This is a genomic window from Pseudanabaena cinerea FACHB-1277 (assembly GCF_014696345.1).
Taxonomy (GTDB): domain Bacteria; phylum Cyanobacteriota; class Cyanobacteriia; order Pseudanabaenales; family Pseudanabaenaceae; genus Pseudanabaena; species Pseudanabaena cinerea.
The window spans coordinates 1-12,403 of record NZ_JACJPY010000061.1; the positions used below are offsets into that span (position 1 = coordinate 1).

A 12,403-nucleotide genomic window follows, 5' to 3' on the forward strand; every position below is an offset into this window, starting at 1 on the left:
CTAGATAGGTCATACTTACTATGACTTGACCTATCTTTTTTATCTTAAATCCTCAAATCCCCATCTACTCATACTTCCCATATCTTTTGTCGCCCCGTCAGGGTGCGATGACTCCTTCAAAGTTAGGCGAAATACCGAAAGATTGGCACATTGGGACTTTAAATGATTGTTTGTCTTTAATCATTGACTATCGCGGAAAAACTCCCAAAAAATTAGGGCGTGACTGGTCTAATGAAGGAATACCCGCACTTTCGGCTAAGAATATTAAAAACGGAAAAATTCTTGCAGAGAATCTAGTTAACTTTGGTGATGAAGATTTATATAAAAAGTGGATGAAAGATGAGCTAGTAAAGGGAGATATTTTATTAACTTCTGAAGCTCCTTTAGGAGAGGTATATTGCTTAGCGAGTAATCAAAAATATATTTTGTCTCAGCGATTATTTGCTTTACGAATCAATAATGAATTTAGCTATCCTTATTTGTATTTTTGGCTCAGATCACCACAAGGACAACATTTACTTCTTAGACGCGCAACTGGATCAACTGTGCAAGGAATAAGACAATCAGAACTTAGAGAAGTTGAAGTTATTATCCCTGAAAATAAGATATTAAAAAATGCTTCTAATTTATGGATGTCTGTATTAGAAAAAATCGAGCTTAATTATCAACAAATCCAAAACCTAACTAAAACCCGTGATTCTCTATTACCTAAACTAATGAGCGGTCAACTCCGCGTTAAAGAATAGCCAATGAAACTACGAGAAATTGTCGATGAAATATTGATTGATCCTCGAAAACTTACAACCTATGCCCTCGATTCAGACAACCCCAAAGGAAAAGACAAAGCCTTCATGTTTCAAAAACATCTGGGCTACACCAAAGACAACTACCAACCACTACTCGATCAGATCTACGCTCAAGCACTCAACGCAGAAGCCCTAGAGCAGAACAGCGATCAATATGGCACAAGATATCAAATAGACCTAAAAATTCAAGGTGTAGAATCAGAGCAAATAGAAACTGTGCGTACAGGCTGGCTAATTGCTCCCAACTCAAAACAAGCTCGACTAGCCACAATCTATATCCCTAAAAAATCATGATTAAGCCAGAATTACTCGACATTGTAGAAATCCTTGTTAACCTGCCAGATCACAAACAATTTGTAGGCGATCAAGGCACAATCGTTGAATGCTATGACGATGATAATTTTGAAGTGGAATTTGTTAATGAAAGTGGCGAAACTACCGCACTATGCGCCCTATCATCCAAACAATTTATAGTCGTCTGGCAAATCTCCACAAAGCAATGGGTCACACCCACCGATAAAATTGCCGCTATTTTTAGCAACCTTTCCGACACCAAACGCCAAGAAGTCCTTGATTTTGCCCGATTTATTTATCAGAGAGCCTAACTATTGCTATGAAATCTAGCCTCACCGAAGACGAGATCGAACAATACCAACTCCAACTCTTGCAAAACCTCGGTTATGCCTACCATCACGGCTACGACCTCCAACCCGAAGGCAAAGACCAAGAGCGCGAAAACCTCGGTGAAATCGTTTTAAAAACACGTTTACAACAAGCCATCTATCGCCTTAACCCCACCATTCCCGCCGATGCACTCAACCAAGCTCAACGGGAAATCTTTAATATTGCCAGTTCCGATCTACTCAACAACAACGAAATATTCCATAAATACCTTACCGAAGGCATCACCGTTGAATATCAGAAAAACGGCGAAACTAGAGGCGAACCCGTCAACCTGATCGACTGGCACAACATCGACAACAACGAATTTCTGGTAGTTAATCAATTTACCGTCATCGAAGACAACCACAATCGCCGCCCCGATCTGGTCATCTTTATAAACGGCTTGCCCCTCGTTGTCATCGAGCTAAAAAATGCCATCGATGAAAAAGCCAACCTTCGCGCCGCCTATAATCAACTGCAAACCTACAAACGCGAAATCCCTAGCCTATTTACCTACAACGCCCTGCTAGTCATTTCCGATGGACTCTCCGCCCGTGCAGGTTCCCTCACCGCCGACTTTAACCGTTTTTCGGCATGGAAAACACCCACAGGCGAGAACCACATCAACGAATTAGAAATCTTGACCACAGGACTACTCAACAAACAAACCCTCCTCGACCTGATCCGCCACTTCACCGTATTTGAAAAAACTCGTAGCGAAGACCTCAATACTGGCATTGTCAGCATTACCACGATCAAAAAAATCGCCGCCTATCACCAATACTACGCAGTCAATAAAGCCGTCGAATCGATCATCAAGGCATCATCTCAAGAAGACAACCCTCGCAAGGGCGGCGTAATTTGGCATACCCAAGGAAGCGGCAAATCCCTATCAATGGTATTTCTGGCAGGAAAACTAGTCTTAAACCCAAACCTGAATAATCCCACAGTGGTTATGCTAACCGATCGCAACGACCTCGACGATCAACTATTCGACACCTTCGCAGGTTGTCAGCAACTCCTCAGACAAGACCCACAACAAGCAGATAATCGCGATCGCGTGCGCCAACTGCTCAATACCAACTCAGGCGGAATTATCTTTACCACCGTCCAGAAATTCTCACCCGCCGACGGGGAAACCCTCTATCCAAAAATTAGCGATCGCGCCAATATCATTGTCCTCGCTGATGAAGCACACCGTAGCCAGTACGGATTCACCGCCAAACAAGTCGATATCAAAGATGAAAACGGCAACATCACAGGCAAAGCGACCCGCTACGGATTCGCTAAATATATTCGCGATGCTCTCCCCAATGCTTGCTTTGTTGGCTTCACAGGCACACCGATCGAACAAAGCGACAAAAACACACCCGCCATTTTTGGCGATTACATCGATATTTACGACATCTCCCAAGCCGTCGCCGATGGTGCAACCGTCCCCATTTATTACGAAAGCCGCCTCGTCAAAGTTGACCTCGACGAAACTGGTCGTCAACTCCTCAATGAACTAGACGAAGACCTCGATTCCCTTCTCCCTTTGGGAGAGGGGCTAGGGGAGAGGGAACAAGCCAAAGCTAACCAAACTCGCATTGAAGCGATCGTCGGCTCAACCCAACGCCTCCAACAAATCGCTCAAGATATCGTTACCCACTTTGAAGCGCGGCAACAGGTCAACAAAGGTAAAGCGATGATCGTCACCATGACTCGCAGAATTGCCGTCAATCTCTACGATGCGATCGTCAACCTCCGTCCCGATTGGCACAGTGACGACCTGACCACAGGCAAAATTAAAGTCGTCTTTACCGCCAGTGCCTCCGATGAAGGAAATCTCGTCAAACACCACACCAGCAAAGCCAACCGTCAAACCCTAGCCCAACGTATCAAAGACCCCGAAAACTCCCTCGAATTGGTCATAGTCTGCGATATGTGGCTGACTGGCTTTGATGCCCCTTGCTTGCACACCATGTATATCGACAAGCCGCTTAAAAGTCATAACCTCATGCAAGCGATCGCCCGCATTAATCGCGTCTTCTTTGAGAAAACAGGCGGTTTAATTGTGGACTATCTGGGACTTGCCGCCGAACTCAAAAAAGCCCTATCCTTTTATGCCAATAGTGGCGGTAAAGGCGACCTCACCCTCAATCAAGATGTAGCCGTGGGGCTAATGCTTGCCAAACTAGAAATAGTCGAGCAAATCATGGCGGACTTTGCCTATGAGCATTATTTCGACAGCACCACAGGCGAAAAACTCAATATCCTCAAAAACGCCGCCAACTATGTCGCCGCCCCCACGATTAAAGATCGCTTTTTCTCTGAAGTTAGCGCCCTATCTAAAGCCCATTCCCTAGCTGTCCCCCATCCCGACGCGATCGCCGCCTCGGAAAAAATCTCATTTTTCCAAGCCATCCAAGCCAGTCTCCGCAAACTCACAGGCGAAGGAGAAGGCGGCAACCTCAGCAACCACGATATCGAAACCGCGATCCGTCAAGTTGTCGATCAGGCTCTCGTATCTGATGCCGTGATTAATATTTTTGATAAAGCAGGAATAAAAAGCCCTGACATCTCCATCATCTCCGATGAATTCATGGCAGAAGTGCGCGGCATGGAACATCAAAACCTCGCCGTTGAACTTCTGCAAAAACTGCTCAAGGATGAAATCAAAACAAGTAGCCGTACCAACATTGTCCAAAGCCGCAAACTTGCCGATCTCCTCGAAGATGCCCTGCGCCGCTATCGTAACCAAGTCATCAGCGTTACCGATATCCTCGAAGAATTGCTGAACATGGCAAAGGATACTAAAGCCGCCCAAACCAGAGGTGAAACCCTAAAACTAGAACCCTACGAACTAGCTTTTTACGATGCCCTAGCCCAAAATCAAAGCGCTCAAGATGTGATGGGTGTTGATAAATTGCGAGACTTAGCGATCGTTCTATGCGATCGCATCCGTAAAAATGCCTCGATCGACTGGAATCTCAAGGAAAGCGTTAGAGCCAGAATGAAAGTTGCTGTCAAACGTTTACTTCGGAAGTATGGCTACCCTCCCGATATGGAGGCGTTAGCCACCGAGTTAGTCTTAGATCAAGCCAAAGTCTTTACTGAGTTTGAAGTTGCAACCAATCACTGCTGACTTTTCTCGCAGTTTGTCTGAGACAAAGGTAGAATATTAGACAAAAATTATGTGGCTGTAGCAGACAAGGGGCTATTTTGGAAAAAGGGACGCTGGTTGAAGTGAAACTGCATGGCGATCGCCGTTTGATGGTGATCGATCGACCTGAAGGGAAAAAACATTGGCAAGCGATCGATGAAAATGGCAATAATCACATTATTCACCCCCGCGAAATTAACTACACCATCAAGGTCAATGGCGAAAGTAATAGTTTTACTTACAATCAAATTCCTAGCTTTCTGCAAAAAGTCACCAAGTTTCTCGATCCTTCTAGCCTCGAAGTGGCTTGGGAAATTTTGAGCGAAGATAGCCAAGCGACTAGCCCCAACGATCTGGCAAATCTGCTTTTTTCGGAGATCTCTAGTGTTACCAGTTATGCCGCCTATTGTTTATTGAGTGATGACAAAATTTACTTTAAACAAAAGGGCGATCTCTATGAGCCGCGCTCTGGTACACAGGTGGCGGAGCTAAGACATCAGGCAGAGGCATCTGCCCAACGCGCTAAACTGTTGGCAGAGTTTCAGCAAAAGTTGCATGATAAGCTAGCAGGTGGTGAAGTAGCATGGACTAGTAGCGATCGCACAAGGCTAGAATGTTTAGAGCGCTATGCCCTCAATGGTGACGAATCCTCAGACAAGGCGGCAGCGCAAGAGCTTTTAAGTTTTGCCAAACGCTCAAAGGGCGAACAGTCGGCATTTCAAATGCTAGTGGATCTCGGTATTTGGAATGAGCATGAAAATTTAAATTTACTCCGTAGTCAAGTCCCCATTCGTTTTGCCAATGAAGTGATCGCTGCCGCCCAAGACTGTATGACTAATCCAATCCCTGACAATATGCAGCAGTTGCGGCGCGACCTCACCCATCTGCACGTTTATACCATTGATGATATTAGTACCACCGAAATTGACGATGGACTGAGCATTGAAACCCTGTCCGATGGCGGCAAGCGCATTTGGATTCACATTGCTGACCCCACCCGTTGGCTAGAGCCTGAGAGTGTGCTGGATCGCGATGCGCGTAAGCGTGGCACTAGCGTCTATTTGCCAACGGGCGTGATCCCCATGTTCCCCATTGAGTTGGCGGCAGGACCCATGAGCTTGATCCAGAGCAAGGTCTGTCATGCCATGTCCTTTGCCGTGGATCTCGATGAGTCGGGGGCGATCGCCAATTATGAAATTGTGGCAAGTCTCGTTAAGCCCAACTATCGCCTCACCTATGAAGATGTGGAGGAGATGCTGCAATTAGGCGTGGAGGATGATCTCGAAAGGCTTGCCGATTATGCAAGATTACGCAAAAAATGGCGCGTTGCTCAAGGGGCGATCGAGATCCATCTGCCCGATACGACGGTTAAGGTGGATTCGCAAAATGGAGATCGCCTCACCCTCGAACTGATGGAAGATACCTTCTCGCGCCAATTGGTTGCCGAGATGATGATCCTCGCAGGTGAAGTTGCCGCCAAATTTGCCCAAACCCACAATATTCCCATTCCCTATCGCTATCAAGAACAGCCTGAACTGCCGCCCCTAGATACCCTGATGCAGTTGCCATCGGGACCCGTGCGTGAGTTTGCCATCTGTCGCTGCATGACCAAAGGGCTACTGGGGCTATATGCTTCGCGCCATGCAGGTTTGGGGCTAGATGCCTATGCACAAGTAACTTCGCCGATCCGCCGCTATAGCGACTTGCTTGCCCATTGGCAGATCAAAGCCTTTTTGCGAAATGAACCTCTGCCCTTTACCGCCGAAATGCTCACGGCAATTTTACAAGCGATCGATCCTGCGATTTGGGATGCTAATCAGGTAGAAAAGCAATCGGTACGCTATTGGAGTCTAGAATATCTGCGCCGCAATAAGGATGAGGTGTGGGAAGCCCTAATGTTAGATTGGTTGCGTGAGAATGAGAAGTTAGCGTTAGTTTTAATTGAAGATTTGGGCTTGAAATTACCGATGCGAATCAATCGCCAAATCCAAGTTGGGGATAATTTGCGAATTAGAACCTCTGAGGTCGATCCACGCAAGGATGTGATTTATTTCCAAGAAGCTTCTCAAACAACTTCCGAAATTGAGCTAGAAATGGAGCGCTCCCCCTCGTTATGCTGATTGACTAAAAATTGGGTGATGTTTCACAACCCAACAAATGTGACACACTACTTGGGCTTCCTAGACTTTTGTCAGTCAATCAGCTTGCCAACTATTATGTTTTTGATTGATGATTTCCAGATCTAAACAAGCTGGAAATCATCAAGACTATCGGAATGTTGGGATTTGAACCCAAGACCCCCACTACCCCAAAGTGGTGCGCTACCAAGCTGCGCTACATCCCGTTGTTTTTTGTGCTTTTTTAATATAGCACAGTTGTCGAAAAAGTTTGCAAGCCTAAAGGGAATTTGTAAATAAAGAACTAGCTAGCAAAGATTTGGTTGCCCACACGTATTAAGGATGCCCCTGCTTTTACCGCGATCGCATAGTCCGCAGACATTCCCATTGATAGCTCTTGAATGTTTGTCCATCCTAGCGATCGCATTTTTTCGGCTAATTTGCCAACTTTACAAAATAGCTCATAGGCTTGGACTTCGTTAAGACCAAGGGGCAGGATGGTCATCAGACCGACAATGTTAAGGTTTTGCAATTTTGCTAATTCGGGCAGATCGGTTAGCAATTCTGGCTCTGACCAGCCCGATTTGCTGGGATCTTCGGCGAGTTTTACTTGCAAAAGCAGTTGGGGAGATTTGCCTAGCTCCGCAATCAGGCGATCGCACTGAACTGCCAAACTTAGGCGATCAAGGGAATGAATCCAATCAAATTGGGCGATCGCCGCCTTTGCCTTGTTACTTTGCAGACTACCGATCATGTGCCATGTGATATCACCTAGATCCGCTAATTCCTCCTGCTTGGCTTTTGCATCTTGCACCCGCGACTCGCCAAAATCTCGCACTCCTGCGGCATAGGCAGCACGGATGGCAGTAGGGGTGGTGTATTTGCTGACTGCAACTAGTTTGACCTCTGAAGGAATGCTACGGCGAATTTGGGCTATACGATCGGCAATCATGAAATTATTATTCACTAGGAATTGCGTCCATTTTAGCAAATCCAATTACCTGCATTTTTCCTTCCGTTAGCTCTAGCTTTAAAACCCTTGCAAAAATCCCTTTGCTTTCTAATTGCCGCAGGTCAAGAATTTTGTTGAGTCCATCCGCAAAGACTTTGGTTAGCCGATCAGGTACGGGCGTACCTTCTAGCTCGATTACGGGATTGATGATCTGTAACCTTGTGCCGCCGATGGTTTTTAGCTCTGCGTTAATGGCAATATTGAGCTTGGTGGGGGTGGGCTTGGTGGGAGTAGGTTGAGATTGCAGGGTGGCGGTTAAACGTAGGCGATCGCCTTCTAAAAAATTAATTTCAGGATCAACGAGATCTAAAATCTCAGGATTTTTATTAGTGCCTGTAATGTCAATACTGAGGCTTTTGAATGAAGATTGAACAATTGGCGATCGCAATGCTTGATTAATATCATCGGAGCGCAACAACACCCGCACGGCAGCTTGCAATGGACGGCGCAAAACTACCTTACCAGACTGCAAGGTATTGGGATCGATGCTGATGGGATCAGTCTCTAGATCTATTTCATCAATTCTTAAAAACTCCAAAACATAGATGCCCCGCCCCGCCACACGAATGCGATCGACATTACCTAACAAAATCTGGTAGTTGGGCGCGTTATCAACCCGTACTTCCAACCGATCAGCCCGCACAATTTGGCTACGCAAAAAGTCGGTTGCCACTCGATCAATGGCAATACCAGGCGCACCTGCCAGTCCCAAAAACGCCGTCATCAAACCTGCAATTATTTCCATACCAATCATCCTATCGTATAGAATTGTCTCAGTTGTAGTTGTAGTCACTGACATTAATGCCAAATCAAAGAATAGCTAAGCCATTTCTTGATTTAAAAACCTTACTGAGTTTAGTCTTCAATACAGTCTGTTGTGGCCTTATATAGTCCAGAGATTGTTTTGAAATGAGTGCAGAGCGCCCCTTACAAAAAACACTCTAGGTTCTAAGTAAGCGCAAAGGTAAGCGTAAAGGTAAGCGCAAAGCCCCGTAAGACTGGCAACAGCTATATCTAAACATTAAAATCCAAAAATCTAAAAATCTAAGTTTATAAATTATGTCATTAACCCCCGATTTATTTGGTCAACTTGCACAGGGTATGGGCATATTTGTCCTTGCCTGCGCTTTGGTGACGGGCTTAGCTATGGCTCGTCAATGGAGTTGGCGCTATCGCATGGTTGGTGTCACCCTATTTTCGGTGGTGTTGGTAGTGGGTTTATTTTCCTTAAGTTTTGAGCCAATTACGCGATCGCCTGTCACTGGGGCATTGCCTTTTAAAGTGGTGTATGACCGTTTTGGCCCTGCTGCCACGATCGCCGTTGCCCCCACGATTACCCCAGAACAACTTGAACTAACGCTGCAACAGGCAAGTAACAACCTATTTTCGTCTGGTCGTAACACTCAAGGCGAAGAAAAACTAACTATTTATGCCCGCACCGTCATTCATCCTCAAGTGGGGCTTTCCAAACCGCTATATCTAGGGCGAGTGAAACGATCAATGAATTTACGCAACGATCCCAACATAGAAATAGAGATATTTTTAGACAAGTTTGCGGAACTGCCCTCAACTCAAGCTTAACTTATTGATGAAATAGCACCGTCATAGTGCTTTGCGCTAATTTAAACCCCATAAATCTTAAAGCCCACAAATAATATTGCTCATCAGCACAAAGCGTTGATGAGCAATATTATTTCTGTAACACCTAAAGCCTCAATAGTCTGTACTTTCCTGCAAGCGATAAACTTTGTTACCCCTGAAGCTATGCAACCACAGTTTTCTGAAACGTTGTCAGCGATATTAGAATGTATAGACCGCCTTAGCAACTCCCCAGAACTGCCAGCTACAATGCAAGCAGAATTGCGAAATATGCGATCGCTAAGCGCTGAACTTGCCGACTGCTACCAAGAAACTGCCAACAACGCTAGAAGACTGAGTCAACAGCTAGACCAGCTTAGTCGCTTAGGTTTTGATTCCCACACATCAACTAATAACCAAACTGATCCCAAAACTAATATCCAAACTAATATCCAGAATAGTTTGCAAAATGAAGATGAGACATCGATATTACTAGCTCTCACATTTGCCCGTCTCAAGCAATCTATGGATCTTGAGGAACTGCTCGATACCGTTGCCTTTGAAATCCTGCAATTACTTCAAGCCGATCAAGTAATTGTTTATCCTTTGGCGACTCAAAATCATTTAAGTAACACCGTCCGCGATGCAACCTTTACAGCATCTGAAGATAGATTTTACGTTAAGCACGAAGCTGTTAGGCTTCCGACAATATCACTACTAAACCAGCCAATTCCAGCTTTGTACAGTTCCGCAGCATGGCTTGCCTCCTGCCAGCAAAACATTAGCTATGCGATCGCGGATATTAGCAATGTCGATCCACAAATATCAGCATCATTGCAGCCTCTAGGTATTAGGGCGGCGATCGCTGTGGCTATCCCCAATGGCAGAGAAACTTGGGGACTAATTTTGATCCATCAATACGATGCACCGCGCACTTGGCAAGCATGGGAAGTCGACTTACTAGAAAAATTTGCCACTCAGTTAGCAATATTTATTCATCAAATGCAGCTACTAGAAAAGTCAGAGGTCGTCAAACAGGAACGGGATCAAGTACTAGCCAAATTACAGCATAGTCAATTACACGACTCCCTTACTAGTCTGCCCAATCGCAACGCCTTTATGAACTCCCTAGATGCGGCATTTAGGCAGTCCCAAAACAATCCCGATTATAATTTTGCCGTTCTCTTCATCGACTGCGATCGCCTGCAATCGATTAATGAAAACTTCGGCATGGCGATCGGCGACCAAATTCTGCAAAGCATTAGTCGCCAACTACGAACCTACCATCAGCCCAATATAACCATAGCTAGAATTGATAGTGATGAATTTGCCATTCTCATTGAACATCTTGATCACGTTGATACTGCCCTAGCGATCGGCACACAGATTCTCAACAGCATCAAGCAGCCATTTGTGCTTGATCAGCAGCGAATTTTCACCTCCGTCAGTATTGGCATTGCCCTCAAAGCGCCTCATCATAATTACTCCAATGAAATTCTCAGAGATGCCTGTCTTGCCATGCATCAATCTCGCAAAATTGGCAGAGGCAAGCAAGCACTATACATTCAAAGAGCAGATCAAAGTCCCAAATCCACTGTTCAACTAGAAAATGATCTACGCCACGCCCTCGCAAATCAAGAGTTATATTTGCTCTATCAACCAATTGTATCGGTTCACCAACATCAAACTTTGGGCTTTGAAGTCCTATTGCGATGGATGCACCCTCTGCAAGGATTAATCTCACCTCAAGAATTTCTGCCGATCGCCGAAGAGACAGGCGAAATTGTCGCGATCGGTGAATGGGTTTTAGAAAAAGCTTGCCAACAACTGAGTATATGGCAGTCAGATCTTAATCATCTGCAACTTACCTTAAGCATCAACGTCTCAACCATGCAAGTGACCCAGCCTAACTTTGTGGAACGGATGAGCCAAATCATTCACAGCCAGCAAATATCACCACGCTCCATTAAATTAGAAGTCACCGAGTCCGTATTCATGCAAAATCTTGATACGTCAGCCCAGAAACTGGCAGAACTGCGCGAACTTGGCATCCAAATTTATATCGATGACTTTGGCACTGGCTACTCCTCCTTTAGCTATCTTCAAAACCTCCCGATCGATGTCCTCAAAATTGATCGCAGTTTCACTAACAAGATAATTTCCGATATCAAGAGCAAACGTATCATTCAAGCCATTTTGCGCCTAGCCAACAACCTTGGCATGGGCATAGTCGTTGAAGGCGTAGAGACGGCTGAAGAGCTAGACTATTTCGAGAATGTCGGAGGCAGTAGTATTGGTATCCAAGGTTATCTGATTTCCCATCCCCTAGACAGTCAAAAAGCAACAATCTGGCTAGCGAACCAACTAAATCTTAACCATCCACAACCTTGATTTTTCCCGACTGAATAGCTTCAAAAACAGAACGGATTTGATGCACCTCCTGATCTGTCAAACCAGCATGTTCAAAAAGGGTATTAAAAATTGCCTTACTAAAATATAAGTAAGCCTTACGGTTGATTGATCTAGATTGCATAATTCTAAGAACCACTTCATCAAGGGTTAATCGACTGGTGGGCGTGCCCCTTGTAGTCTCCTCTGGCAAACTAAACACTGACTTAGGAGCATTGCTAATATTGAGTGCAGTATTAACCCTACCAATGGGCATCGTTGGCGGATTTGTTGGTGGATTTTGGGTCGGTAGTTTATTAGCTAAGCAGCGATTAATCGCCGCCTTCAGCGTATCAGGATCAAAGGGTTTCGTAAGATAGTCATCCGCGCCAATCTCCATACATTTCATGACGCTATCCATTTCCTCGATCGCTGAGATCATAATTATCGGAATATTTTTTAGGCGCGGATCAGCCTTCAAAAACTTCAACACCGTATAGCCATCCACCTCAGGCATCATAATATCCAGCAAAATCAAATCGTAAGGAGATTGACGCACCCGATCTATAGCCTCGCGACCATTTACTGCCATCGTGATCTGAAAGTCCCTTCTATGCAGCCGTCTCGCCAACATATCGCGGTTGATTTCATTGTCATCGACAATTAACACTTGAAAATTTTGATGGTTCATAGT

Annotated in this window: 10 protein-coding genes and 1 tRNA gene; 7 read left to right on the top strand and 4 right to left on the bottom strand. The window is 45.2% G+C overall.

Features of this window, described 5'->3' with window-relative positions:
- Positions 1-107: 107 nt before the first annotated feature.
- From H6F44_RS16150 to H6F44_RS16170, 5 genes are all read left to right on the top strand, one after another.
- Entirely contained in the window at positions 108-746 is a 639-nt protein-coding gene (locus tag H6F44_RS16150) for a restriction endonuclease subunit S (protein ID WP_190352061.1), read from the top strand.
- A 3-nt stretch (positions 747-749) separates the two neighbouring features.
- On the top strand, positions 750-1,100 hold the full coding sequence (locus H6F44_RS16155) for a DUF6883 domain-containing protein (RefSeq protein ID WP_190352062.1): 351 nt from the start codon (positions 750-752) through the stop codon (positions 1,098-1,100).
- A complete protein-coding gene (locus H6F44_RS16160; RefSeq protein ID WP_190352063.1) occupies positions 1,097-1,411 on the top strand; it encodes a DUF4926 domain-containing protein in 315 nt (104 codons plus the stop codon). The genes H6F44_RS16155 and H6F44_RS16160 overlap by 4 nt, the downstream gene beginning before the upstream one ends.
- A gap of 8 nt (positions 1,412-1,419) precedes the next feature.
- On the top strand, positions 1,420-4,596 hold the full coding sequence (locus H6F44_RS16165; protein WP_190352064.1) for a type I restriction endonuclease subunit R: 3,177 nt from the start codon (positions 1,420-1,422) through the stop codon (positions 4,594-4,596).
- A 77-nt stretch (positions 4,597-4,673) separates the two neighbouring features.
- Positions 4,674-6,734, top strand: a complete 2,061-nt coding sequence (locus tag H6F44_RS16170; RefSeq protein WP_190352065.1) for a ribonuclease catalytic domain-containing protein — start codon at positions 4,674-4,676, stop codon at positions 6,732-6,734.
- Between the two features lie 150 nt (positions 6,735-6,884).
- Here the strand turns inward: H6F44_RS16170 and H6F44_RS16175 are convergent.
- From H6F44_RS16175 to H6F44_RS16185, 3 genes are all read right to left on the bottom strand, one after another.
- Positions 6,885-6,958, bottom strand: a tRNA-Pro gene (locus tag H6F44_RS16175).
- A gap of 77 nt (positions 6,959-7,035) precedes the next feature.
- Positions 7,036-7,683: a YggS family pyridoxal phosphate-dependent enzyme gene (locus H6F44_RS16180; protein WP_190352082.1), complete on the bottom strand. Its 648-nt coding sequence runs from the start codon at positions 7,681-7,683 to the stop codon at positions 7,036-7,038.
- A gap of 7 nt (positions 7,684-7,690) precedes the next feature.
- Entirely contained in the window at positions 7,691-8,536 is an 846-nt protein-coding gene (locus H6F44_RS16185) for an LmeA family phospholipid-binding protein (RefSeq protein ID WP_322096241.1), read from the bottom strand.
- 266 nt (positions 8,537-8,802) lie between these two features.
- Between H6F44_RS16185 and H6F44_RS16190 the strand changes: the two genes are divergently transcribed.
- Both H6F44_RS16190 and H6F44_RS16195 read left to right on the top strand, forming a co-directional pair.
- Positions 8,803-9,324 carry a Ycf51 family protein gene (locus H6F44_RS16190; protein WP_190352066.1) on the top strand — a complete coding sequence of 174 codons (522 nt, stop codon included), beginning with the start codon at positions 8,803-8,805 and terminating at the stop codon, positions 9,322-9,324.
- Between the two features lie 183 nt (positions 9,325-9,507).
- Positions 9,508-11,712 carry a putative bifunctional diguanylate cyclase/phosphodiesterase gene (locus tag H6F44_RS16195; protein ID WP_190352067.1) on the top strand — a complete coding sequence of 735 codons (2,205 nt, stop codon included), beginning with the start codon at positions 9,508-9,510 and terminating at the stop codon, positions 11,710-11,712.
- On the opposite strand, the gene H6F44_RS16200 is transcribed toward H6F44_RS16195, so the two are convergent.
- Complete coding sequence (locus H6F44_RS16200) at positions 11,693-12,400, bottom strand: response regulator (RefSeq protein ID WP_190352068.1); 708 nt, start codon at positions 12,398-12,400, stop codon at positions 11,693-11,695. The two genes, H6F44_RS16195 and H6F44_RS16200, sit on opposite strands and share 20 nt — an antisense overlap.
- Between the last annotated feature and the right edge of the window lie 3 nt (positions 12,401-12,403).

Bases quoted from the DNA above. Each gene is read 5' to 3' on its own strand.
- H6F44_RS16160 (WP_190352063.1), top strand. From the start codon at position 1,097: ATGATTAAGCCAGAATTACTCGACATTGTAGAAATCCTTGTTAACCTG.
- H6F44_RS16150 (WP_190352061.1), top strand. From the start codon at position 108: ATGACTCCTTCAAAGTTAGGCGAAATACCGAAAGATTGGCACATTGGG.
- H6F44_RS16180 (WP_190352082.1), bottom strand. From the start codon at position 7,683: ATGATTGCCGATCGTATAGCCCAAATTCGCCGTAGCATTCCTTCAGAG.
- H6F44_RS16165 (WP_190352064.1), top strand. From the start codon at position 1,420: ATGAAATCTAGCCTCACCGAAGACGAGATCGAACAATACCAACTCCAA.
- H6F44_RS16190 (WP_190352066.1), top strand. From the start codon at position 8,803: ATGTCATTAACCCCCGATTTATTTGGTCAACTTGCACAGGGTATGGGC.
- H6F44_RS16195 (WP_190352067.1), top strand. From the start codon at position 9,508: ATGCAACCACAGTTTTCTGAAACGTTGTCAGCGATATTAGAATGTATA.
- H6F44_RS16155 (WP_190352062.1), top strand. From the start codon at position 750: ATGAAACTACGAGAAATTGTCGATGAAATATTGATTGATCCTCGAAAA.
- H6F44_RS16200 (WP_190352068.1), bottom strand. From the start codon at position 12,400: ATGAACCATCAAAATTTTCAAGTGTTAATTGTCGATGACAATGAAATC.